Raw genomic sequence first — 21,950 nt, forward strand, 5'->3', positions numbered from 1 at the left:
ACAATCGACCATGAACCTGTGCGACGGGCGCATGATCGTTGTGATGGTCATCACATCACGCAACCCGTCCGGCGCCAAGGCCGTCGCACCCCACCGATGGAGGCCCGTATGCAGCCGCTGCACGACATCGCCATCGCCACCGACGAGCAGCCGGTGGTCCTCGACCGCCGCGACGGCCCGTACGGCGAGGTGGTGCTGCGGCGGCGGGGCGCGGGCCCCACGCTCACGGACCCGCCGGTCTACGAGATCATCGCCAACGGGTGCTTCCTCATGGACACCTCCGACGGCCGCTCCGAACGGCTGCTGGTCCGCGCCGCCCTCGACGCGCTGCCCGCCGACCGGCCCGCCCCTGTCCTGCTGATCGGCGGGCTGGGGGTCGGCTTCTCCCTCGCCGAGGCGGCCGCAGAGCCCCGCTGGGGCCGGATCACGGTGGTCGAGCGCGAGCAGGCGGTGATCGACTGGCACCGTGCCGGGCCGCTGTCGGCCGTCTCCGCGCGGGCGCTGGCCGATCCCCGTACCCGGATCGCGCACACCGACCTGATCGCCCACCTGCACGGCGCGCAGGCGGAGTACGACGCGCTGTGCCTGGACATCGACAACGGCCCCGACTGGACCGTCACCGAGGACAACGGCGGGCTGTACGCCCCGGCCGGGCTGGCCGCCTGCGCCGCCCGGCTGAGCCCCGGCGGCGTGCTCGCCGTGTGGTCGGCGCGACCCTCGTCCGGTTTCGAGGACGCTCTCCGGAATGCCGGATTCAGCGGCGTACGGACCGAAGAGATCCCCGTTGCCCGCGGTGTCCCCGACGTGGTCCACCTCGCGGTTCGGGGTGCGTAGCCGAGCTACGTACCGTGCCTTTACGCTGCTTGTCGGTAAGGGCGGCCGCGCATGACCAGGCACGGGACCGCGGGTACGAGGACGACGCAGGGGCGGGCGTATGGAACAGACACACACCACCCAGGGCGGCGGCGCCGCGGCCACGCCGGGGGCGCAGCGCCGCGTGCTGGTCGTCGAGGACGATCCGACGATCGTGGACGCCATCGCGGCCCGGCTGCGCGCCGAGGGCTTCCAGGTGCAGACCGCGGGAGACGGCCCCGCGGCCGTGGACACCGCCGAGGCGTGGCAGCCCGACCTGCTGGTCCTCGACGTGATGCTGCCGGGCTTCGACGGCCTGGAAGTGTGCCGGCGGGTGCAGGCCAGACGCCCGGTCCCGGTGCTGATGCTCACGGCGCGGGACGACGAGACCGACATGCTGGTCGGGCTCGGGGTCGGCGCCGACGACTACATGACCAAGCCGTTCTCGATGCGCGAGCTGGCGGCCCGGGTCCATGTGCTGCTGCGCCGGGTGGAGCGGGCCGCGCTGGCCGCCCACACCCCGCGCAGCGGCATCCTGCGGCTGGGCGAGCTGGAGATCGACCACGCGCAGCGCCGGGTGCGGGTCCGCGGCAGCGACGTGCACCTCACCCCCACCGAGTTCGACCTCCTGGTGTGCCTGGCCAACACCCCGCGCGCGGTCCTCTCCCGCGAGCAGCTGCTCGCGGAGGTGTGGGACTGGGCGGACGCCTCGGGCACCCGCACCGTCGACAGCCACATCAAGGCGCTGCGCCGCAAGATCGGCGCCGAGCGCATCCGCACGGTCCACGGGGTCGGCTACGCCCTGGAGACCCCGGCCGCATGAGGCGGACGCCATGCCCCGCGCCATGAGGCCGTTCCCCGGGCGGGCGGCCTGGAACCGCCTGTGGGAGGCACTGCGGCCGTTCGACCCGTACCGCTCGGTGAAGGCCGCGCTCGGCGCGCTCGTGATCGGCTCGGTGATCATCACGACGCTGCTGGTGTTCGTGGCGGTGCACTCGGACACCGAGTGGCGCATCATCACCATCTTCTCGATCATCGCCTCGCTGCTGATCACCCAGTTCGTCGCGCACGGGCTGTCCGCCCCGCTGGACGAGATGACCGAGGTCACCCAGGCGATGGCCGACGGCGACTACAGCCGCCGGGTGAGCGCGGCCGAGCGCCGCGACGAGTTCGGCGACCTGGCGGCCTCGTTCAACCGGATGGCGGCCGATCTGGAGGCGGTGGACACCCACCGCAAGGAGCTGGTCGCCAACGTCTCGCACGAGCTGCGCACCCCCATCGCGGCGCTGCGGGCCGTCCTGGAGAACGTGGTCGACGGGGTCTCCGAGGCCGATCCGGAGACGATGCGGGTCGCGCTGCGCCAGACCCAGCGGCTGGGCCGGCTGGTCGAGCAGCTGCTGGACCTGTCCCGGCTGGACAACGGCGTGGTGCCGCTGCACTCCCGGCGCTTCGAGGTGTGGCCGTACCTGGCCGGGATCCTCAAGGAGGCGAGCATGGCCCGCAGCGCCACTGCCGACTCCCGCTCGGGCACCCACTCCCGCAAGGACGTCCACCTCAACCTCGACGTCTTCCCGTCCGACCTGACCGCCCACGCCGACGCAGAGCGGCTGCACCAGGTGGTCGCCAATCTGATCGACAACGCGGTCAAGCACAGCCCGCTGCACGGCCGGGTCACCGTGCGCGCCCGGCGCGGCGACGGCCCGCAGAGCCTGGAGCTGGAGGTGCTGGACGAGGGCCCCGGCATCCCGGAGCCCGAGCGGTACCGGGTCTTCGAGCGGTTCAACCGGGGCGGTCCGAAGCCGACCGGCCCGGGCGGCGACGGCGGTACGGGACTGGGGCTCGCGATCGCCCGCTGGGCGGTCGATCTGCACGGCGGGCGGATCGGTGTGGCCGAATCACCCCGCGGCTGCCGGATCAAGGTCACCCTTCCGGGGACCGCTCGGGATCAGGGTTGACGCGGTTGACGTAGGGTCGACTGCGGAAGCACACATCGCAGCGGTGTGGGCGCGTCTCGACGTACCCACCGACAGGCCGAACCACGGGTGTTTCCCGCCATGTCATGCGCCGAAACCCGCCGATCAATGTGACTTGCGCGACGATGACCTGTGCGGCCTGCACGTAAGGGGCTAAGAGGCGTAGCCTTTATTCCCGCTGTCCACCACCTTAGGAAGCGGAAGAGGGCGGTTGCCGCCGTGTCGCCACAGTCCCCCAACACCTCGAGCGTCTCGACCGACCAGGACGGGCAGGGTAAGAGCCCTGCCGACGCCTTCGGTCCCAATGAGTGGCTCGTCGACGAGATCTACCAGCAGTACCTCCAGGACCCGAACTCGGTCGACCGAGCCTGGTGGGACTTCTTCGCCGACTACAAGCCGGGCCAGGACACGAGCTCTGCGGTGGCCACGCCCCCGCAGGCCGTGACCGGGACGTCCGCGGCGCCCGCCGCGCAGGCCCCCGCGGCCCCGGCGAAGCCCGCCGCGCAGGCACCCGCCGCCCCGGCCGCCCCCGCGGCACCGGCGCCCGCCGCGCCGGCGAAGCCCGCCGCGCAGGCCCCGGCCGCCGCCAAGCCGGCCGCACCCGCCAAGCCCGCGGCCGCCGCGCCCGCCGCCGCCAAGGCGGCCGAGCCGGCCACCGCACCCGCGGGCCCGGAGTTCGTCACGCTGCGCGGCCCGTCCGCCGCCGTCGCGAAGAACATGAACGCCTCGCTGGAGCTGCCGACGGCCACGTCCGTCCGCGCCGTCCCGGTGAAGCTGCTCTTCGACAACCGCATCGTGATCAACAACCACCTCAAGCGCGCCCGGGGCGGGAAGGTCTCCTTCACCCACCTCATCGGCTACGCCATGGTGCGGGCGATCAAGGCGATGCCGTCGATGAACTGGTCCTTCGCGGAGAAGGACGGCAAGCCGACGCTGGTCAAGCCGCCGCACGTCAACCTGGGCCTGGCCATCGACCTGGTCAAGCCCAACGGTGACCGGCAGCTCGTCGTCGCGGCCATCAAGAAGGCCGAGACGCTCAACTTCTTCGAGTTCTGGCAGGCGTACGAGGACATCGTCCGCCGCGCCCGCGCCAACAAGCTCACGATGGACGACTTCACCGGGGTCACGGTCTCGCTGACCAACCCGGGCGGCATCGGCACCGTGCACTCCGTGCCCCGCCTGATGCCCGGCCAGTCGGTGATCATGGGCGTCGGCGCGATGGAGTACCCGGCCGAGTTCCAGGGCACCTCTCAGGACACCCTGAACAAGCTGGGCGTCTCCAAGGTCATGACGCTGACCTCGACGTACGACCACCGCACCATCCAGGGCGCCGCCTCCGGCGAGTTCCTGCGGATCGTCTCGAACCTGCTCCTCGGCGAGGACGGCTTCTATGACGACATCTTCGAGGCGCTGCGCATCCCGTACGAGCCGGTCCGCTGGCTCCGCGACATCGACGTCAGCCACGACGACGACGTCACCAAGGCCGCCCGCGTCTTCGACCTGATCCACTCCTACCGGGTCCGCGGCCACGTCATGGCCGACACCGACCCGCTGGAGTACCGCCAGCGCAAGCACCCCGACCTGGACATCGTCGAGCACGGCCTCACCCTGTGGGACCTGGAGCGCGAGTTCGCCGTCGGCGGCTTCTCGGGCAAGTCGATGATGAAGCTGCGCGACATCCTGGGCGTGCTGCGCGACTCGTACTGCCGCACCACCGGCATCGAGTTCATGCACATCCAGGACCCGAAGCAGCGCAAGTGGATCCAGGACCGCGTGGAGCGGCCGCACGCCAAGCCGGAGCGCGAGGAGCAGCTGCGGATCCTGCGCCGGCTGAACTCCGCCGAGGCGTTCGAGACCTTCCTGCAGACGAAGTACGTCGGCCAGAAGCGCTTCTCGCTGGAGGGCGGCGAGTCCGTCATCCCGCTGCTGGACGCGGTGCTGGACGCGGCCGCCGAGTCGCGGCTGGACGAGGTCGTCATCGGCATGGCCCACCGCGGCCGGCTGAACGTGCTCGCCAACATCGTCGGCAAGTCGTACGCGCAGATCTTCCGCGAGTTCGAGGGCAACCTCGACCCGAAGTCGATGCACGGCTCCGGCGACGTGAAGTACCACCTGGGCGCCGAGGGCACCTTCACCGGTCTGGACGGCGAGCAGATCCAGGTCTCGCTGACCGCCAACCCCTCCCACCTGGAGGCGGTGGACCCGGTCGTGGAGGGTGTCGCGCGCGCCAAGCAGGACATCATCGGCAAGGCGGGCACCGACTTCACCGTGCTGCCGGTGGCGCTGCACGGCGACGCGGCCTTCGCCGGCCAGGGCGTCGTGGCCGAGACGCTGAACATGTCGCAGCTGCGCGGCTACCGCACCGGCGGCACCGTGCACATCGTCATCAACAACCAGGTCGGCTTCACCGCCGCCCCGGCCGCGTCCCGTTCCTCGATGTACGCCACGGACGTCGCGCGCATGATCGAGGCGCCGATCTTCCACGTGAACGGCGACGACCCGGAGGCCGTGGTCCGCGTCGCGCGGCTCGCCTTCGAGTTCCGCCAGGCGTTCAACAAGGACGTGGTCATCGACCTGATCTGCTACCGGCGCCGCGGTCACAACGAGACCGACAACCCGGGCTTCACCCAGCCGCTGATGTACGACCTGATCGACAAGAAGCGCTCGGTGCGCAAGCTGTACACCGAGTCGCTGATCGGCCGGGGCGACATCACGCTGGAAGAGGCCGAGCAGGCGCTGCAGGACTTCCAGGGCCAGCTGGAGAAGGTCTTCACCGAGGTCCGCGAGGTCGCCTCGCAGCCGGCCCCGGCCGAGGTGCCCGAGCCGCAGCCCGAGTTCCCGGTGACCGTGCAGACCGCGGTCAGCCAGGAGGTCGTCAAGCGGATCGCCGAGTCGCAGGTCAACATCCCCGAGCGGGTCACCGTCCACCCGCGTCTGCTGCCGCAGCTGCAGCGCCGCGCGGCCATGGTCGAGGACGGCACCATCGACTGGGGCATGGGCGAGACCCTCGCCATCGGCTCGCTGCTGATGGAGGGCACCCCGGTCCGCCTGGCGGGCCAGGACTCCCGCCGCGGCACCTTCGGCCAGCGCCACGCGGTGCTGGTGGACCGCGAGACCGGCGAGGACTACACCCCGCTGCTCTACCTGTCGGAGGACCAGGCGCGCTACAACGTCTACGACTCGCTGCTCAGCGAGTACGCGGCGATGGGCTTCGAGTACGGCTACTCGCTGGCCCGCCCGAACGCGCTGGTGATGTGGGAGGCCCAGTTCGGTGACTTCGTCAACGGCGCGCAGACCGTCGTGGACGAGTTCATCTCCTCGGCCGAGCAGAAGTGGGGCCAGACGAGCGGTGTGACGCTGCTCCTCCCCCACGGCTACGAGGGCCAGGGCCCGGACCACTCGTCCGCCCGCCCGGAGCGCTTCCTCCAGCTGTGCGCGCAGGACAACATGACGGTCGCCATGCCGACCCTGCCGTCGAACTACTTCCACCTGCTGCGCTGGCAGGTCCACAACCCGCACCACAAGCCGCTGATCGTCTTCACCCCGAAGTCGATGCTCCGGCTCAAGGCGGCGGCGTCGAAGGCGGAGGAGTTCACCACGGGCGGGTTCCGGCCGGTCATCGGTGACGACAAGGTCGACGCCTCGGCGGTCCGCAAGATCGTCTTCACCTCCGGCAAGGTCTACTACGACCTGGAGGCGGAGCGCGAGAAGCGCGGCGCCACGGACACCGCGATCATCCGGCTGGAGCGCCTCTACCCGCTGCCGGGTGCGGAGCTCCAGGCCGAGATCGCCAAGTACCCGAACGCGGCGAAGTTCGTGTGGGCCCAGGAGGAGCCGGCGAACCAGGGTGCCTGGCCGTTCATCGCGCTCAACCTGATCGACCACCTGGACCTGTCGGTGGGCGCCGACCTGCCCCCGGCGGAGCGCCTGGTGCGGGTCTCGCGGCCGCACTCGTCGTCTCCGGCGGTCGGCTCGAACAAGCGGCACCAGGTGGAGCAGCAGGCGCTGGTCAACGAGGTCTTCGAGATCTGAGTCCGCTGACGCCACGGCATACGGCGTACGGAAGGCCCGGCCCCGCATCGCGCGGGCCGGGCCTTCCGGCGTACGGGGGCCGGGCTCAGAAGGGCAGCGCCTCGAAGGTGGGGCGCAGCGGGTTCTCGTGGTTCGCGGTCACCCCGACCGTGTACGGGTGGCCCGCCCCGAGGGCGGCGCGGTAGCCGTCCACCGCCCGCAAGGTCAGTCCTTCCGCGCCCTGCCGATCCGCGTACGTCTTCTCCGCCGCCGCCCGGTTGGCCAGGGCCATGAGGGTGATCGGTGCGTGGCGGCCCAGCAGTTTCTCCGCTCCCTTGTGCGCTGCCCGGAGCCGGTCGAGGCCGGCGGTCACGCGGTCGCAGCGCAGCTCGCAGAGCGCGAGTTCGTGCTCGGCTTCCAACGTGTACGGGTTGTCCGGCCCCAACCAGGAACGGAGCTCCCCCGCGACCGGCGTCTGCGTGTCCAGGGCCTGTGTGTAGTCCCCCTTCAGCCGCAGGTCCAGGGACAGCCGCTGCTCTGTGAGGAGCCGCAGGATCCGGTGCCCCAGGTCGGAGCGGGCCCGGAAGGCGGCGGCGCAGGCGCGGCTGTGCCGCCGCGCTTCCCTGTGGCGGCCGAGCAGACGCAGGGAGTCGGCCAGCCCCAGCCTGGCGTTGAGGGTGGCCGGATGGTGTTCGCCGAACAGCTCGCGGCGTCCCTCGTACCGCGCCAGGGACAGTTCGAGCGCCTCCGTGTACCGGCCCAGCCCTTGCAGGTCGTTGGAGAGCTGCCCCATCACCCGAAGATCTTCCGCGCCCGCACCGTGGACCAGCCGCTGCCGCTCCAGCTCCGCACGGTCCAGCTGTTCCGCGCGCTCGAACTCCCCGGCAGCTCTGAGCAGTGCCGTGTGGCGCCCGACGAAGGCGGCGAGCTTCGGGTGGGGGCTGCCGAGTTCGCCGAGCTCGGACCGCCACATCCGGTCGGCCCGTCCGGCCAGCCGCAGCCCCTCGCGCACCCGGCCCCGGAAGTGCAGATGCGAGAGGCATTCGAGCACCAGGTCCGCGGCCGACTTGTGCGCCGGGTTCAGCGCGCCCGTGGCCTCCAGCTGCGGGATGACCGCCGCGTACCACGGCCAGTACTCGGGCTCCATGTGGTCGCCGGGTGCGGTGTCCCGCAAGGCGCTGCGGATCCGGCCGGTGAGGCCTTCGCGGTCCTCGGCCGGGGTGCGCTGCCGTACGGCCGCCCGGAGGGCGGGGTGTATCCGTGCGATCGGCACACCCTCCCGCGTGGTGTCGCGGGAGAGCAGCGACATCTGCACCACGCTGCCCACGAGCGCGTCGCAGTCCACTCCCCGGAACATGGGCCGCAGGACGTCCAGCGGGGCGGTGCCGTCGTGGAACATGGCGCACAGGCAGAGCAGTTCATGGGCTCGGGGGGACCGCTCGGCGAGCCGGTTCAGGGTCGGGGCGAGGAGCTGCGCGGTGTCCGCCGGAGCCCCCGTCCCCTCCGTACCGCTGAACCGGGCGACGTAGTCGGTCACCGGAAGGGCGGTGACGTCGAGATGGCGGGCGGCCCGGTCCAGCAGCAACGGCAGGTCGCCGAGCACCTCCGCCAGCGCGTCGGCCCCGCCCGCGCCCACGCGCCGTACGACGCGCTGGAGATACGCGGTGCTCTCCGCGCGGGTGAACAGGGGTACGTCCACGACGTCGTGGCGCGAGCCCCAGGCGCGGCTCTGCGAGGTGATCAGGACGTCTCCGGTGCCGGCGGGGAGCAGGTCCGCCAGCGACGCGAAGTCGTCGGCGCCGTCCAGGACGATCAGCCAACGGCGGTACGGACGGCCTTCACGCAGGGCGTCGGACGCCGCGCTGATGCGGTCCTCCAACGCGCCGCCGACGTCGCGGCCCAGGACGAGGCCGAGCCGGGCCAGCTCTTCCCGCACCCGGGCCCGGGTGTCCGCCGCCACCCACCACACCAGGTCGTAGTGGGCGGCGAACCGGTGCGCGTACTCCGCCGCCAGCTGCGACTTGCCGATGCCCGGCATGCCCACCAGGGCGCATACGGAGGCTCTGCCGCCTTCCCTGTCGAACCGCTCACGGAGCCGTGTGAGCAACTCGTTCCGGCCGCTGAAGTGGGGATCGCGGTGCGGCACGCCGTCCCAGACGGCGGGCGGGTCGAGCGGGTAGTGGGGCCCGCCCGGGCTGGCCGGGGGCCTGTCCGGGGCGGCGGGCAGCCCCAGGTCGCGCAGCAGCGCACGCTCGGTGGCGGCCTCGCCGGACAGCCTCCCGAGGCCGAGGGGATCGAGCGCGGTCGCCGCCTGGTGCGTGGTGCCGGCCACCTCGCAGGCCCGGACCTGGTGCGGGTAGGTGTCCCTGATCGTGGAGATCACCGTCGGCCAGTCGATCCCGGCCCGGGTCCCGAGGTCGAAGAACGGGTCGCTGAGCAGCAGGATGGTCAGGCCATCCGCGCTGGGCAGCAGGTCTTCGGCGGAGGCCGAGGACGTCGGGTACCAGCGCCGGAGCGCGACCTGCTGCCCGTGCGCCTCCAGCCGGTGGGCGATCCATTCGGCCCAGGGGGCGTCCTCGGCGGCGTGCACCACGGTGAACTCGGGCGCGTCCGGACCCAGGAACCGGACGACCGGGCTGTGCTCGGTTTCCCCGATGCTGTCCCTGGCGGCGGAGCGGGGGTCGCCGACCGCGGCCGCGGCGCGACTCGAAAGCTCCGCCAGCAGGCGGTCCAGCGAGAGCCGGGTGTCCTCCTCGGTCCGCTCACCGTCCCGCCGCGGCTCGTCGGCCTCTTCGTCGGCCTGCTCGACGGCTCGGCCCAGCGCGCGGAGCGTGGACCGCTCCCGCCGCTCCTCCGTCCATTTCAGCAGCCCTGCTCGCAGCTGCTCAAACGCCGCCTGGAGCGGCCCGGTCCGCGCCCGTAGCGCCTCCAGCTCCTCCTGCAACTCCCGCGCACGGCGCTCGTGCGCCAACCGCAATTCCTCCGAGCGGTCCAGCAGCTCCGCGTACGGCTCCTGCGCCGGGGCGCCGGGCCCCGCCGCCGCCTCCTCCGCCGTCTGCAACTGGTGTTCCAGCGCCTCGCAGCGCTGCTCAGCCGTCACCGCCTGCCGCCGTGCCTGGTCCAACTCCTGCTGCAAGCGGGCGACTTCCGCCCGCAGCCGGTCCCGTTCGCCGCGTAACCGCTGCTCCTCCGACCCGCGCCGGGCCAGCTCGGCGTCGTACTCGGCCCGTTCGGCCCGCTCCGCCGAGACGGACGCCGCGAGCCGCCGCTGCTCGACCTCCATCTCCGCGATCCGGGCCTTGCGGTCCTGCAACGCCTCGGTCAGCGCCTCCGCCACCGTCTCCGCCCGCTGCCGGTCCCGGTCGGCGTCCGCGAGCTGGTCCCGAAGCATCTGGAGCTCGTAGCCGACGCTGTTGGTGGCCTGCAACGCGGTGCGTTGCAGGCGGTGCACATGAGCCAGGACCTCCTGGGCGACCGGGCGGCCGGTCGCCTTGCCGGCATCGACGATCAGCTGGTCGACGAAGGTCGCCGGGGCCACCACCGTGCCGTTGAGGTAGCGCGACACCGTGCCCGGATCGAGGTACTTGCGCGTGGCGTAGACCCGCAGCGAGACCCCGACGGCGCCGAACAGCTCCCGCAGTCCCAGGGCGAGCGCCCGGCACTCCGGCCCCACCCGCTCGGGGATGGGTTTGAGGTCCCCCACCCGCCGGTTCTCGCGCGGGTCCGGCACCAGCTCGCCGCTGACCGCTTCGTCCCCCATCGGCGCCTTGCCCCTCCGCTGTTGTGGCGATCCGCAACGCGTGCGGGCTGCCGCAACACGAGCCGCCCCGCACATCGTGAACGTATCCCGGCGCGTCGGCGTCAGGGGCCGATCTCACGAAAAGGAGCCGACCTTGGCACGCGCACGCGACAACCGCCCCGCTCCCCTGCTCGTCCTCGCCGCCGCCGCGCTCTCCGGCGCCGTCCGCGCCGTACTGGGCTGGCTGCTGAACCGGTTCGGCTGAGCGGCCTCCCCCCGGGTCCGTCCGTCGCTCCCCCCTATCCTGGACGTGTACGCACACGACTTCCCTCTGGAGCTCTCCTTGTATTTCACCGACCGCGGCATCGAGGAGCTGGAGAAGCGGCGCGGCGAGGAGGAGATCACCTTCGAGTGGCTCGCCGAGCAGCTGCGGACCTTCGTCGATCTGAACCCGGACTTCGAGGTCCCGGTGGAGCGGCTGGCGACCTGGCTGGCCCGGCTGGACGACGAAGACGAGGACTAGGGGCCCAGCCCGCGCCCGCCCTCCACGGCCCTCCCCCCCCCTCGGCGGCGCTCCGCGTCCGCGTGGCGCCGCCGGGCGCTTGACTTCGGCAGACCGCGATATATCGTGAATATGGAAGACGCGATATGTTGCGTCCGGCCCGCCGCGCCAGGGGAGGTCAGGCATGTCAGCCCGATCCGAGTGGTCGCTCGCCGCGCCACGGAAGCTCACCGTTGACGGCCCTGTCACCACCCTTCAGGTACGCATCGTGGGCGGCACGGTCAACATCGTCGGCACCGACACCGGACCCGCCCGCCTGGAGCTGTCCGAGATCGACGGCCCGCCGCTGACCGTCACCCACGAGGACGGGACGCTGACCGTCGCGTACGACGACCTCCCCTGGGAGGGCCTGCTGCGGTGGCTCGACGGCGAGGAGCAGAACGCCAAGGGCTGGAGCATCAAGGACTGGGGCATCAAGGACTGGGCCCGCTGGGGCCGGGACCGCACGAGCTGGCGCCGCACGGCTCACATCACCCTGGCCGTGCCGACCGGCACCGCCGCGTCGGTGGGAGTCATCGGCGCCGGCGCCGTCGTCTCGGGACTCGGCGGCAGCACCGAACTGCGCGGCGTCTGCGGCGACTTCACCCTGGTCGGGCTGACCGGCGCGGTCCGTGCCCACACCGTCTCCGGCCATGTCGAGGCCCAGGCCGTCACCGGCGAGCTGCGCTTCCAGTCCGTATCCGGTGGTCTCACGGTCGTCGACAGCGCGGGCCCCGCCGTCCACGCCGACTCCATCAGCGGCGACATGGTGCTCGACCTCGCTCCCGCCACCAAGGACACGGACCTGCGGCTGGCCACCGTCTCCGGCGAGATCGCCGTACGGCTGCCGCACCGGGCCGACACCCGGATCGAGGCCAACACCACCAGCGGTGACTTCTCCTGCGCCTTCGACGACCTGCGGGTGGGCGGCCAGTGGGGCGCCAAGAGGATCACCGGCACACTCGGCGCGGGAAGCGGCCGACTGAAGGCGACCACCGTCTCCGGCGCCATCGCCCTGCTGCGCCGGCCCGCCTCCGACGACGGCGAGACCGGGGCCGGGCCCGAGGGCAAGCCCTCCGGTGACGCGCCTGAGGGCAGGCCCTTCGGCGAGGCCGTCGGCGACAGCGAAGGGAAGGTCCTCTGATGCCACCCGTCTTCGCGCACGGTCGGCTGCGCCTGTACCTGCTGAAGCTCCTCGACGAGGCCCCGCGCCACGGCTACGAGATCATCCGCATGCTGGAAGAACGGTTCCAGGGCTTGTACGCACCGTCTGCCGGCACCGTCTACCCGCGGCTTGCCAAGCTGGAGGCCGAGGGGCTGGTCACCCACACCACCGGGGGCGGCCGCAAGGTGTACTCCATCACCGACGCCGGACGCGCCGAACTCGCCGACCGGAGCGGCGAGCTGGCCGACCTGGAGCTGGAGATCCGCGAGTCCGTCGCCGAACTGGCCGCCGAGATAAGGGAGGACGTGCGCGGTTCGGCGAGCGATCTGCGCCGCGAGATCCGGGAGGCCGCGCAGCGGGCGCGACGGCCGGACACGTCCGACGACGCCGGGGCGGAGCGGGCCGGCACCTCCGGCGCCTCCGACACCCCGGCGGACGCGTGGGGCGTGCCGCTCCCCGACAAGGACGCCTGGCGCGAAGCCAAGGAGGAGCTGCGGCGCGCCCGGGAGGAGTGGCGGGAGCAGGCCCGCCGCGCCAAGGAGGAGAGCCGCCGCGCCCGCCAGGACGCCCAGCGCGCCCGCCAGCAGGCCAAGGACGCCCAGGAGTTCGCACGCGAGGAGATCCAGCGGATCGCCCGGCGGGTACAGGAACGGACCCAGGAACACGTCCGCGCGGGCGACTGGCAGCAGGCGGCCCGCGAGGGCCTGGCCGAGGTGTCGCGCGCGATGAGCCGTATCTCCCGGCAGGGCCCGGCATCGGCGGATTGGGCATCGACGGATTGGGCCGAGGACCTGTTCCGCGGCTGGCCGACGGGCCCGAGCGAACGGCGCGGGGAGCAGGACGCTCCCGGCGACCGCACCGGGGAACGGGGCGGCCCGGGTGACCGCGCCGGGGAACGGGGCGGTCCCGGCGACCACTCCGAAGAACCGAGCAGTCCGGGCGACAAGGCCGGGAAACCGGGAGCTCCCGGCGACCACCCCGGCGAACCGGGCGCTCCCGGCGACCACGCCGAAGAACCGAGCAGCCCGGGCGACAAGGCCGGAGCACCGGGCACTCCCGGCGACAGGGCCGCGGCCCCGGAGGCGCCAGCAGCGGCCGAAGCGACCGCAGCTTCCGAGGCGACGGAGGCGACCGAGGCGGCACAGCCCGCGGCCGCGTACGGGGACCGGGCCGCGGCCGAGCCGGGTCAGGCCGAGCAGACGCGTCGGCCGGGTGCCGATGACGCGGCGGGGACAGCGGGGACGCCGGACGCCGGCGAGGGCGCGCGGAGGCCTCAGCCGCAGGCACAGGCGCAGGCGCAGGCGCAGGCGCAGGCGCAGCAAGGACCGGACCTCGCCGAACGGCCGAGCGCACGACGGACCACAGCGCCACCGCGGCATGCCTGGCCCGAGGAGTTCCGGCCGAGCGGCGATCCCGGCCGCGACCTGGGGCGGCTCTTGGACCGGTTCCGCGACGACGTCCGCGACACCGCCCGCGACCACGGCGTGACCGAGGACGCCCTGGCCGAGGCCCGCCACCGGCTCGCCGCCACCGCCGCGGAGCTGACCGCACTGCTCCGGGGCGGCCCCGCCGACGGCTGACCGGCCGGGTGCCGTCCCCGGCCACCCTCCCCTCCGGCCCAGCTCTCCCCTACGCCCGATCGACCGAAAGGTAACGATGACCCGGTACCAGGCCCTCGCGCGTCACATGTGGCACCAGTTGGAACCGGTGCACGCCGCCCTCTACTTCGCGCCCGAGGCGTTCGAGGAGGCGGCGGCCCTCGGCTACGACGTCTCCTCCCGCTGGCCCAGCTACTTCGCGTGGCGTACGGCGCCGCTGGGCGCCACAGGTCCCGAGCTCGTCGCCGCCACGTACTACAGCTTCAGTCCGCGGACGGTCGCCGAGTACGTGCCCGCCATCTGGTCGGTCGCGACGCCCGAGCAGGTCCTGGCCGCCCGGCTGCGCGCCGTGGACCGCATCCACCGCGCGCTGGTCCCGGACCGAATCGGCGGTGCGGAGCTGGCCGAGGCAGCGGAGCTGGCCCGGGAGGCCGCGGAGCACGCCATCCTGGCGGGCCGCCCACTCGCCGCCGCCAACCGTGACCTCGGCTGGTCCGACGAGCCCCATCTGGCCCTCTGGCAGGCCGTCACCGTCCTGCGCGAGCACCGCGGCGACGGCCACCTCGCCGCGCTGCTGGCCGCCGGGCTGGACCCCTGCGAGACCCTGGTCTCCTTCGCGGCCGTCGACGCCGCCCCGGAGGCCAACTTCGCCGGGCGGGGCTGGACCGAGCAGGAGTGGGCGGCGGCCCGGAACCGGCTGGCCGGGCGCGGCTGGATCGACGCGGCGGGCAAGGCGACCGAGCGCGGACGGCAGGGCCGGGACGAGGTCGAGCGGCAGACCGACGCACTGGCGGCGCAGCCGTGGCAAGCCCTGGGCACCACCCGCGCGGAGCGACTGGCAGAGCTGATCCTTCCGCTCCTGGCGGCGGTCTTCGAGTCGGGCACACTCCCCCGGCAGAGCACGCTGGGCATCGGAAGCGTGCAGGTCACGTACGCGTGACCGGGTCCGCCGTACGGCGGCTCAGGAGCTGGACGGATACGAGGGATACGGGCGCGCGGCACGGCTGAGCTCGCGCAGCTCAGTCACGCGCGCGCGTACGTATTCCTCCGCCACCGAGCCGCAGTCGCCATCGGCACCCGGCTCGATCCCCCGGCACGACGCACATCTGCCCCCGGCCAGCGCACCGGCACGCCCCGGCCGCCCACAGCCCGCGCACTCCCGCAGCCGCGCCGGAGGGCTCTGCGGCGCGGGCCGGGGATCGGGCAGCTTGTCGATCAGCCGTCTGCCGAGGAGACCGGCAGGGTGATGGACGCGCTGTGGCAGCCCGGTGGTGAGCGCGGCGACCAATTCACCACCCGACACGCCCCGTTGCAACCAGAGCGCCGCGGCGGTTGCGAGCCGACGGACTTCGCGGGCGGAGAGCAGCAGACAGGGCGCGCTGTGGACCAGCCCCCGCAGCACCTCCTCCGCCGCGGCCCTCAGCCCGGGTTCCATATCCACGTCATCCCCGTCCCCCGCCACGACGACCTCCGGTTCGACGGGACGCGCGGTGGGCTGCTGCGTGGGAGGGGGCGGCTCGGTACGGCGCGGATGGCCGACGGGTTGGTCGTACACCCACGTTCGGGTGATCCAGCGCCCGCCCTCCAACTGCGCTCTCTCCCGCCGCAGATAGCCCTCCGCCTCCAACTCATGGAGCGCGTCGGCCACCCGCTTCTGCCCCGCCCCGCCGACCCGTCTGGCCAGCGTCTTGATGCTGATGTCGGCCCCGTCGGGGAGCGCGAGGAGGCGCACCCCGAGGGAGATCGCGGTGTCGCTGAGGGTGGGGTGGAGGGCCAGGTGATTGGAGACGATGGTGAAGCCGCGCTTGTGGCGATGGCGGATGTGGATCACGCCGCCGGGGGCGGTGTCGGCGCGCGGACACGCGGGGGCACTAAGCTGTGCGACAGCCACGGGAAGACGCTCTCATTCTTCCTCGGAGGTGAGGTCCTCGGCCGGTGCTGCTAACACCGCCGGGGACCGTTTTCTTTTCCCGCACACGCTATCGCCACCTCACCCCAACTCATCGCGAATCCACCGAGGTTCGCCCATTCCGGTGACGACGGGGGACGGGAGGGGGGTATTGACCTCCGGTCCTGCAAAAGAGCGCTCGCCCCACCGGGTCTCGGCCTCGTGGGCCCCGGCGACGGCACCCCGGTCCCGCTCAGTTGATCGCGTCAGCACGGCGGGCGAGATCCTTCAACTCCGGCGGCGCCGAACGCCCCGCGAGGAGCATCAGGTCGCGGATGGCCGCACGGGATGCGACGTGACTCTGGATCATCTCGGGAGGTGTCACGCCGCCCCCTCTGCCTCTCCGGTCAGCTTCCCGTCGACGCCGACCAGGAGTGTGACGTCGAAGTGCGCCACATACAGCTGGCGCGCCTGAAGAAACTCTCGTACGTGAGGTTGCCGCTCATGCTCTTCGAAGGCTTCCCGGTCGGCGTACAGCTCGTAGAAGACGCGGACGTTGGGCTCCTCTGGCACTCGATGGCTCACATAGACCAGCGTGCCGGGTTCACTCTCCTTGATGCCCTTGAGGGTGCGGTCCACCAGCGCGTCGAAGGCTGCCGCGGCGGCTGCGTCATGCAGCACAAAGCGAACAACAAGCCCATATCCCATGGTCAAGACGTTCTCCCTTCGCTCTCGCCGAGCGTCGCAGAGCACACAGAAGAGGAGAAGTAGCGGCGGCGTCTCGGGCCAGCTTTGTCAGAGGAGTTGACTTAAACCTCGGTTTAAGGACGAGCATCGTGACCGCCGGAGCCGGAGCGGCCCGGCGGTCACGATCTCGAGGAGACGTCCATGTCCACGCCCGCGACCCACGTCAGCCACCAGCAGCACCCCGACCCGGCTCGCCCCGGCGTCGGCGCCCCCCTGTTCAGTACCTGGAGCGTCGGCACCCCCGAGCGGCAGCGGGCGGCGGGCGACGCCATCGCCGCCACGTGGGAGGGGCGGCCGTGGCCGGACCGGAACCTGCTGGCGTACAGCGTCTACGCGGGCACCGACGGCGACACCTTGATGCACTACTCCCAGTGGACCAGCGAGGAGGGGTACTTCGACTTCGTGCGCAACCACCGGCAGGGGCGGAACGACGAGATCGACACCGCCGTCCCCGGCATCAAGCGCGTAGCCATCAACAGCTACCGGCCGTACCGCAGCCACGTCCCGGACCCCGCCCGGCGGGCCGCCGAGGCGCCCGGTGTCATCGTCACCGTCGACATCCGCTTCGACGCCGAGGCGTCCGGCCGTCGGCAGGAATGGGTCGACACCACCATCGAGGCGATGACCACCACGTCCAGCCCCGGCTGCGGGCTGTTGGGCGCGCACTTCCATCTGCTGGCCGATGGCGAGGCGCACCTGGGCTCGGCGGAGGACCGGGTGTTCAACTACGCGGAGTGGACCAGCGAGGAGGCGTACGACGAGTCCTTCGCGGCGGTCGCCGGCGCGCCCTCACCCGCCTGGGAGAAGGTGCTGGAGTTCCCCGGGTTCCTGGGCGCCACGGTCAGGCGCTACCACCTGCTGCGGAGCTTCACCCCGGAGGCCCCGCAGCAGGGGTGAGGACCTCTCATACCGTCGAGGCCACGCTCACACCGTCAGGACGACCTTGCCGAACTGCTCGCCGCCCGCCATCTTCTCGAAGCCCTCGCGGGCCCGGTCCAGCGGCAGCACCGAGTCGATGACCGGCCGTACGCCGCGCGCCGCGCAGAAGCTCAGCAGGTCCTCCAGTTCCTCCTTGGTCCCCATGGTCGAGCCGATGACCTTCAGCTCCAGGAAGAAGATGCGGTTCAGCTCCGTCGCCTTGGGGTTCGGGCCGGAGGTGGCGCCCGAGATGACCAGTGTGCCGCCGGGCTTGAGCGACTTCACCGAGTGCGACCAGGTCGCGGCGCCCACCGTCTCGATCACCGCGTCCACCCGGCGCGGCAGCCGCTCCCCCGGGGCGTACGCGCCCTCGGCGCCGAGGTCCAGCGCGCGCTTGCGCTTGGCCTCGTCGCGGCTGGTGGCGAGGACGCGCAGTCCGGCGGCGGCGCCCAGGACGATCGCGGCGGTGGCCACCCCGCCGCCCGCGCCCTGCACCAGGACGCTGTCGCCGGGCCGCACCGAGGCGTTGGTGAAGAGCATGCGGTACGCGGTCAGCCATGCCGTCGGCAGGCAGGCCGCCTCCTCGAAGGACAGCTCCTTGGGCTTGGGCAGCAGGTTCCAGGTGGGTACGGCGACCCGCTCGGCGAACGTGCCCTGGTAGCGCTCGGTGAGGATGGAGCGCGGCTCACCGGGGCCGACACCGTGGCCGGTCTGCCCGATGACGGAGTGGAGGACGACCTCGTTGCCGTCCTCGTCGATCCCGGCCGCGTCGCAGCCCAGGATCATCGGCAGCGACTCCTCGCCGAGGCCGACCCCGCGCAGCGACCACAGGTCGTGGTGGTTGAGGGAGGCCGCCTTGACGTTGACGGTCGTCCAGCCGTGGCGCACGGTCGGCTCGGGGCGTTCGCCCAGTTCGAGGCCGTTGAGCGGCTGGTCGGGATCGATACGTGCGGCGTAGGCAGCGAACATGATCCCGACCATAGGGCGCGGCGGGGACGCGGCGGAACCACGGGACCATGTGACACGCGCCGCGTCCCCCGTTCCGTGTCCCGTCGCCCTTCCGTGTCGCCGCGCCGCGTCCCCCTTCCGTGTCCCGTCGCCCACCGTGTCGCCGCGCCGCGTTCCCCCTTCTGTGCCGCGCCCCCTCCGGAGCCGTGCGCGCGGTCAGTCCCTCCGGTACTGCGCCGGAGAGCCCTTCGTCGCCTCGTCCTCGTACGCGCCCGCCCGGCCCCGGTCCACGTGGAACCGGGTCAGCGTGGTCACCGGGGAGGCCGGGTCGCGGCGGTCGCCGACCACCCGCAGGTGTGTGGTCCAGCGCTCCGGAGTGACCTCGTAGACGTCGTAGCCGTAGCGGTTGCCCTCGAAGTACTGCAGGTGCGGGTTGGCCCGGCCCATCAGCGGGCCGTTGGCGGCGTTCCAGTCCGCCGAGTACGCGCCCGAGGTGACGGAGTGCGCGGTGAACTCCGTGCCGATGACCGGCGCGTCCGCGTCGTCGAAGTCGGGGCGTATGTCGCCCACGAAGGCGGAGTGCCAGTCGCCGGTGATGACGACCAGGTCCTCCAGGCCGCTGCGCCGCACCTGGCCGAGCACGTCCTTGCGCTCCGTCAGGAAGCCGTCCCACTGGTCCGTGAACATGTACCCGCCGCCCGGCTTGCCGCGCAGCTGGCTGAGCATGATCGAGTTGACCCAGCAGTGCCAGGTGTCCGGCGCCCGGTCGATGCCCCGGCCGAGCCAGGCGCGCTGCGCGGCGCCGAGGATGGTGCCGTCCGGCAGGTTCTGCTCGGACCGGAACTGCCGCAGGTCGAGCACGGTCAGCTCCAGCAGGCCGCCCCAGTGGCGGACCCGGTGGATGCGGGGTTCGGCGGGCAGGGCGGTGCCACCTGTGGAGGCGGCCGGGTCCCGATGGGGCATGTGCTCGTACCACGCCTGGTACGCGGCCGCGCGCCGCTTGGCGAAGGAGCCGCCGCGGGTTCCGCTGTAGTCGTTGACGACCTCGTGGTCGTCCCAGGTGAGGAACCACGGGTGGGCGGCGTGCGCCTCGCGCAGCGCCGGGTCGCTCTTGTAGAGGGCGTGGCGGCGCCGGTACTCGGGGAGGGTGAAGACCTCGGGGCCCTCGTGGTCGCGCAGCGCCTGCCCGCCGACCTGTCCGTGCTCGTAGATGTAGTCGCCGAGGTGGACGACGAACGCGATGTCCTCGCGGGCGATGCCCCGATGGGCCGGGTAGTAACCGTCGTGGAAGGCCTGGCAGTTGGCGGAGGCGAAGCGGACGCTCGCGACCCGGCCCGCCGGGGCGGTGCGGGTGCGGCCCACCCGGCTGCGCTTGCCCAGTGCCCGGAAGGCGTACCAGAAGCGACGTCCCGGCTCCAGCCCCGAGACGGTCACATGGACGCTGTGGCCGAGGGCGGCGGTGGCCGGCACGGTCCCCCGGGCGACCACCTGGCGCAGGTCGCGGTCGCGGGCCACCACCCAGTCGACGTCCACGGAGTCGGGCAGCGGCTGCTCCGCGGCGAGGGGTTCGGGGGCCAGCCGGGTCCACAGCACGACGCTGTCGGGCAGCGGGTCGCCGGAGGCCACGCCGAGCGTGAAGGGCGCGGCGTCCCATGCGGCCCCGAGCTGTTCGGCGGCCTCGCGTGCCTGAGCCGGGCTCAGCCCGGCGCTGAGCGGCCACAGGACGTTCAACGCCCCGGCTGCCGCTGCGGCTTTGAGGAGGTTGCGGCGATCCAGGCTCATACGCTGCTCCATGTCTGGTCGGGACAGGGGTGACGGCCGCGCTCTCGGGCACGGCGCTGCGTATGACATCGGACTCCGCTGAATGCGGGGCGTACGGGGTGTGGCGGTCTTGCGTACGGGGCGGCAAAGCCGAAGGCCGTCGAGGCGGCAAGCCGAAGGCCGTCGAGGCGGCAAGCCGAAGGCCGTCGGGGCCGGCAAGCCGAAGGCGGTACGGGCCGGGTGGCCCGTACCGCCTTGGGTGGCCGTACGTGAGGTGACGCGGACGACGTCCGGGGCACCAGGCCCCTGGGGACTCAGCCAGGACGACGTCCGGGGTGGAGCCCCCGGCGCCTCAGCGGCGGGCGACGCCCTCCGCGCGGGCGGCCGCCGCGACCGCGGCGGTCACGGCCGGGGCGACCCGCTCGTCGAACGGCGACGGGATGACCTTGTCCGCGCTCAACTCGTCGGCGACGACGGCGGCCAGCGCCTCGGCGGCGGCGAGCTTCATACCCTCGGTGATCCGGGAGGCCCGGACCTGGAGGGCGCCGGCGAAGATGCCGGGGAAGGCGAGCACGTTGTTGATCTGGTTCGGGTAGTCGCTGCGGCCGGTGGCGACGACGGCCGCGTACTTGTGGGCGACGTCCGGGTGGATCTCCGGGGTCGGGTTGGCCATGGCGAAGATGAAGGCGCCGGGCGCCATGCGGGCGACGGCGGGCTCCGGGACCGTACCGCCGCTGACGCCGATGAAGACGTCGGCGCCGTCCAGCGCGCTCTCCAGGGAGCCGGTCAACCCGGCCTTGTTGGTGAAGCCCGCGAGCTCGCGCTTGACGTCGGTGAGGTCCTCGCGGTCGGCGGAGACGATGCCCTTGCGGTCGCACACCGCGACGTCTCCGATGCCCGCCCCGACGAGGATCTTGGCGATGGCCACCCCGGCGGCACCCGCGCCGGAGATCACGGCGCGCAGCGAGCCGAGGTCGCGGTCGGTCAGCGTCGCCGCGTTGCGCAGGGCGGCGAGAGTGACGACGGCGGTGCCGTGCTGGTCGTCGTGGAAGATCGGGATGTCCACGCGCTCCTGGAGCTTGCGCTCGATCTCGAAGCAGCGGGGGGCGGAGATGTCCTCCAGGTTGACGCCGCCGAAGGACGGCGCGAGCCGGGCGACGGTCTCGACGATCTCGTCGGCGTCCCGGCAGTCGAGGGCGATCGGCACCGCGTCCACGCCGCCGAACTGCTTGAAGAGGATCGCCTTGCCCTCCATCACGGGCAGGGACGCCTCCGGCCCGATGTCACCGAGTCCGAGCACCGCGCTGCCGTCCGTCACGACGGCGACGACCTGGGACTTCCAGGTGTAGTCGTGGACGAGTTCGGGCTGCTCGGCGATGGCGCTGCAGACCTTGGCGACGCCCGGCGTGTAGGCGAGGGACAGGTCGTCCTTGTCCCGCACCGGCACGGTCGCCTGGACCGCCATCTTGCCGCCCCGATGCAGCGCGAAGGCCGGGTCGAAGAACTCGTCTTCGTCACCGCCGGCCCTCTCCGCGGCCGTGCCGCTGTCGCTGATGCTGTCGTTGCGAGGATTCACGATCTCCGCTGACACGTTTCTGACCCCTTTGTCGTATATCTGCTGAGGGTGGCCGTTCCTGGTTGAGAACGGGCGGGCACCGCGTCCGCTTCCCCGCCGACAGATTCCTGCCATGCGGGGGTGAGGTACGTACGCCGGGCGCGCCGCACACGCGCCCTGAGCCCCGGGTGAGGGGTGTAACCGTCTTTTCTACCGGAAGAGCGCTTCCGGGGACGAGTGAGTTCCGTCGCGAT

General features: G+C 72.4%; 15 protein-coding genes and 1 pseudogene. 9 read left to right on the forward strand and 7 right to left on the reverse strand.

What is annotated here, in order from left to right; translation table 11 throughout:
* The first annotated feature begins 108 nt into the window (after positions 1-108).
* The 4 genes from ACQUSR_RS10280 to ACQUSR_RS10295 all read left to right on the forward strand — a co-directional run bounded on the left by ACQUSR_RS10280 (position 109) and on the right by ACQUSR_RS10295 (position 6,857).
* A complete protein-coding gene (locus tag ACQUSR_RS10280; protein WP_431042259.1) occupies positions 109-834 on the forward strand; it encodes a spermidine synthase in 726 nt (241 codons plus the stop codon).
* A gap of 100 nt (positions 835-934) precedes the next feature.
* Entirely contained in the window at positions 935-1,675 is a 741-nt protein-coding gene (locus tag ACQUSR_RS10285; protein WP_431042260.1) for a response regulator transcription factor, read from the forward strand.
* Positions 1,676-1,697: 22 nt separating this feature from the next.
* Positions 1,698-2,807 carry a HAMP domain-containing sensor histidine kinase gene (locus ACQUSR_RS10290; protein ID WP_431042261.1) on the forward strand — a complete coding sequence of 370 codons (1,110 nt, stop codon included), beginning with the start codon at positions 1,698-1,700 and terminating at the stop codon, positions 2,805-2,807.
* Between the two features lie 237 nt (positions 2,808-3,044).
* The gene (locus ACQUSR_RS10295; protein ID WP_431042262.1) at positions 3,045-6,857 is read left to right on the forward strand and encodes a multifunctional oxoglutarate decarboxylase/oxoglutarate dehydrogenase thiamine pyrophosphate-binding subunit/dihydrolipoyllysine-residue succinyltransferase subunit; all 3,813 of its coding nucleotides are present in this window, start codon (positions 3,045-3,047) and stop codon (positions 6,855-6,857) included.
* An 85-nt stretch (positions 6,858-6,942) separates the two neighbouring features.
* Here ACQUSR_RS10295 and fxsT read toward each other — a convergent pair whose 3' ends face one another.
* Complete coding sequence (fxsT, locus tag ACQUSR_RS10300) at positions 6,943-10,596, reverse strand: FxSxx-COOH system tetratricopeptide repeat protein (RefSeq protein ID WP_431042263.1); 3,654 nt, start codon at positions 10,594-10,596, stop codon at positions 6,943-6,945.
* A 322-nt stretch (positions 10,597-10,918) separates the two neighbouring features.
* On the opposite strand from fxsT, the gene ACQUSR_RS10305 reads away from it, so the two are divergent.
* From ACQUSR_RS10305 to ACQUSR_RS10320, 4 genes and pseudogenes are all read left to right on the forward strand, one after another.
* On the forward strand, positions 10,919-11,098 hold the full coding sequence (locus ACQUSR_RS10305; protein WP_240118762.1) for a DUF6104 family protein: 180 nt from the start codon (positions 10,919-10,921) through the stop codon (positions 11,096-11,098).
* Between the two features lie 163 nt (positions 11,099-11,261).
* On the forward strand, positions 11,262-12,260 hold the full coding sequence (locus tag ACQUSR_RS10310; RefSeq protein WP_431042264.1) for a DUF4097 family beta strand repeat-containing protein: 999 nt from the start codon (positions 11,262-11,264) through the stop codon (positions 12,258-12,260).
* A pseudogene (locus tag ACQUSR_RS10315) lies at positions 12,260-13,024 on the forward strand (helix-turn-helix transcriptional regulator); the annotation flags it as partial. The gene ACQUSR_RS10310 and the pseudogene ACQUSR_RS10315, both read left to right, overlap by 1 nt.
* Positions 13,025-13,937: 913 nt before the next feature.
* Positions 13,938-14,819: an SCO6745 family protein gene (locus ACQUSR_RS10320; protein ID WP_431042265.1), complete on the forward strand. Its 882-nt coding sequence runs from the start codon at positions 13,938-13,940 to the stop codon at positions 14,817-14,819.
* Between the two features lie 21 nt (positions 14,820-14,840).
* Here the strand turns inward: ACQUSR_RS10320 and ACQUSR_RS10325 are convergent, their stop codons facing one another.
* The 3 genes from ACQUSR_RS10325 to ACQUSR_RS10335 all read right to left on the reverse strand — a co-directional run bounded on the left by ACQUSR_RS10325 (position 14,841) and on the right by ACQUSR_RS10335 (position 16,475).
* Entirely contained in the window at positions 14,841-15,770 is a 930-nt protein-coding gene (locus ACQUSR_RS10325; protein ID WP_431042266.1) for a helix-turn-helix domain-containing protein, read from the reverse strand.
* Between the two features lie 250 nt (positions 15,771-16,020).
* The gene (locus ACQUSR_RS10330; RefSeq protein ID WP_431042267.1) at positions 16,021-16,152 is read right to left on the reverse strand and encodes a hypothetical protein; all 132 of its coding nucleotides are present in this window, start codon (positions 16,150-16,152) and stop codon (positions 16,021-16,023) included.
* A complete protein-coding gene (locus tag ACQUSR_RS10335) occupies positions 16,149-16,475 on the reverse strand; it encodes a putative quinol monooxygenase (protein WP_431047489.1) in 327 nt (108 codons plus the stop codon). The genes ACQUSR_RS10330 and ACQUSR_RS10335 overlap by 4 nt, the downstream gene beginning before the upstream one ends.
* 180 nt (positions 16,476-16,655) lie before the next feature.
* On the opposite strand from ACQUSR_RS10335, the gene ACQUSR_RS10340 reads away from it, so the two are divergent.
* Positions 16,656-17,411 (forward strand): antibiotic biosynthesis monooxygenase, encoded by a 756-nt coding sequence (locus ACQUSR_RS10340; RefSeq protein WP_431042268.1) that lies wholly within the window; start codon positions 16,656-16,658, stop codon positions 17,409-17,411.
* A 27-nt stretch (positions 17,412-17,438) separates the two neighbouring features.
* Here ACQUSR_RS10340 and ACQUSR_RS10345 read toward each other — a convergent pair whose 3' ends face one another.
* The 3 genes from ACQUSR_RS10345 to ACQUSR_RS10355 all read right to left on the reverse strand — a co-directional run bounded on the left by ACQUSR_RS10345 (position 17,439) and on the right by ACQUSR_RS10355 (position 21,732).
* Complete coding sequence (locus ACQUSR_RS10345; RefSeq protein ID WP_431042269.1) at positions 17,439-18,401, reverse strand: zinc-binding dehydrogenase; 963 nt, start codon at positions 18,399-18,401, stop codon at positions 17,439-17,441.
* A gap of 195 nt (positions 18,402-18,596) precedes the next feature.
* Entirely contained in the window at positions 18,597-20,162 is a 1,566-nt protein-coding gene (locus tag ACQUSR_RS10350; protein ID WP_431042270.1) for an alkaline phosphatase D family protein, read from the reverse strand.
* 331 nt (positions 20,163-20,493) lie between these two features.
* Positions 20,494-21,732 carry an NAD(P)-dependent malic enzyme gene (locus tag ACQUSR_RS10355; RefSeq protein ID WP_431042271.1) on the reverse strand — a complete coding sequence of 413 codons (1,239 nt, stop codon included), beginning with the start codon at positions 21,730-21,732 and terminating at the stop codon, positions 20,494-20,496.
* Positions 21,733-21,950: the final 218 nt, after the last annotated feature.

The sequence above is a fragment of the Streptomyces sp. P1-3 genome, from assembly GCF_050613155.1.
Classification (GTDB): domain Bacteria; phylum Actinomycetota; class Actinomycetes; order Streptomycetales; family Streptomycetaceae; genus Streptomyces.

What these genes read in the sequence shown, in the direction of transcription:
- ACQUSR_RS10350 (WP_431042270.1), bottom strand. Translation starts at nt 20,162, where the DNA reads ATGAGCCTGGATCGCCGCAACCTCCTCAAAGCCGCAGCGGCAGCCGGG.
- ACQUSR_RS10285 (WP_431042260.1), top strand. Translation starts at nt 935, where the DNA reads ATGGAACAGACACACACCACCCAGGGCGGCGGCGCCGCGGCCACGCCG.
- ACQUSR_RS10310 (WP_431042264.1), top strand. Translation starts at nt 11,262, where the DNA reads ATGTCAGCCCGATCCGAGTGGTCGCTCGCCGCGCCACGGAAGCTCACC.
- ACQUSR_RS10335 (WP_431047489.1), bottom strand. Translation starts at nt 16,475, where the DNA reads ATGGGATATGGGCTTGTTGTTCGCTTTGTGCTGCATGACGCAGCCGCC.
- ACQUSR_RS10340 (WP_431042268.1), top strand. Translation starts at nt 16,656, where the DNA reads ATGTCCACGCCCGCGACCCACGTCAGCCACCAGCAGCACCCCGACCCG.
- ACQUSR_RS10290 (WP_431042261.1), top strand. Translation starts at nt 1,698, where the DNA reads ATGAGGCCGTTCCCCGGGCGGGCGGCCTGGAACCGCCTGTGGGAGGCA.
- ACQUSR_RS10345 (WP_431042269.1), bottom strand. Translation starts at nt 18,401, where the DNA reads ATGTTCGCTGCCTACGCCGCACGTATCGATCCCGACCAGCCGCTCAAC.
- fxsT (WP_431042263.1), bottom strand. Translation starts at nt 10,596, where the DNA reads ATGGGGGACGAAGCGGTCAGCGGCGAGCTGGTGCCGGACCCGCGCGAG.
- ACQUSR_RS10320 (WP_431042265.1), top strand. Translation starts at nt 13,938, where the DNA reads ATGACCCGGTACCAGGCCCTCGCGCGTCACATGTGGCACCAGTTGGAA.
- ACQUSR_RS10280 (WP_431042259.1), top strand. Translation starts at nt 109, where the DNA reads ATGCAGCCGCTGCACGACATCGCCATCGCCACCGACGAGCAGCCGGTG.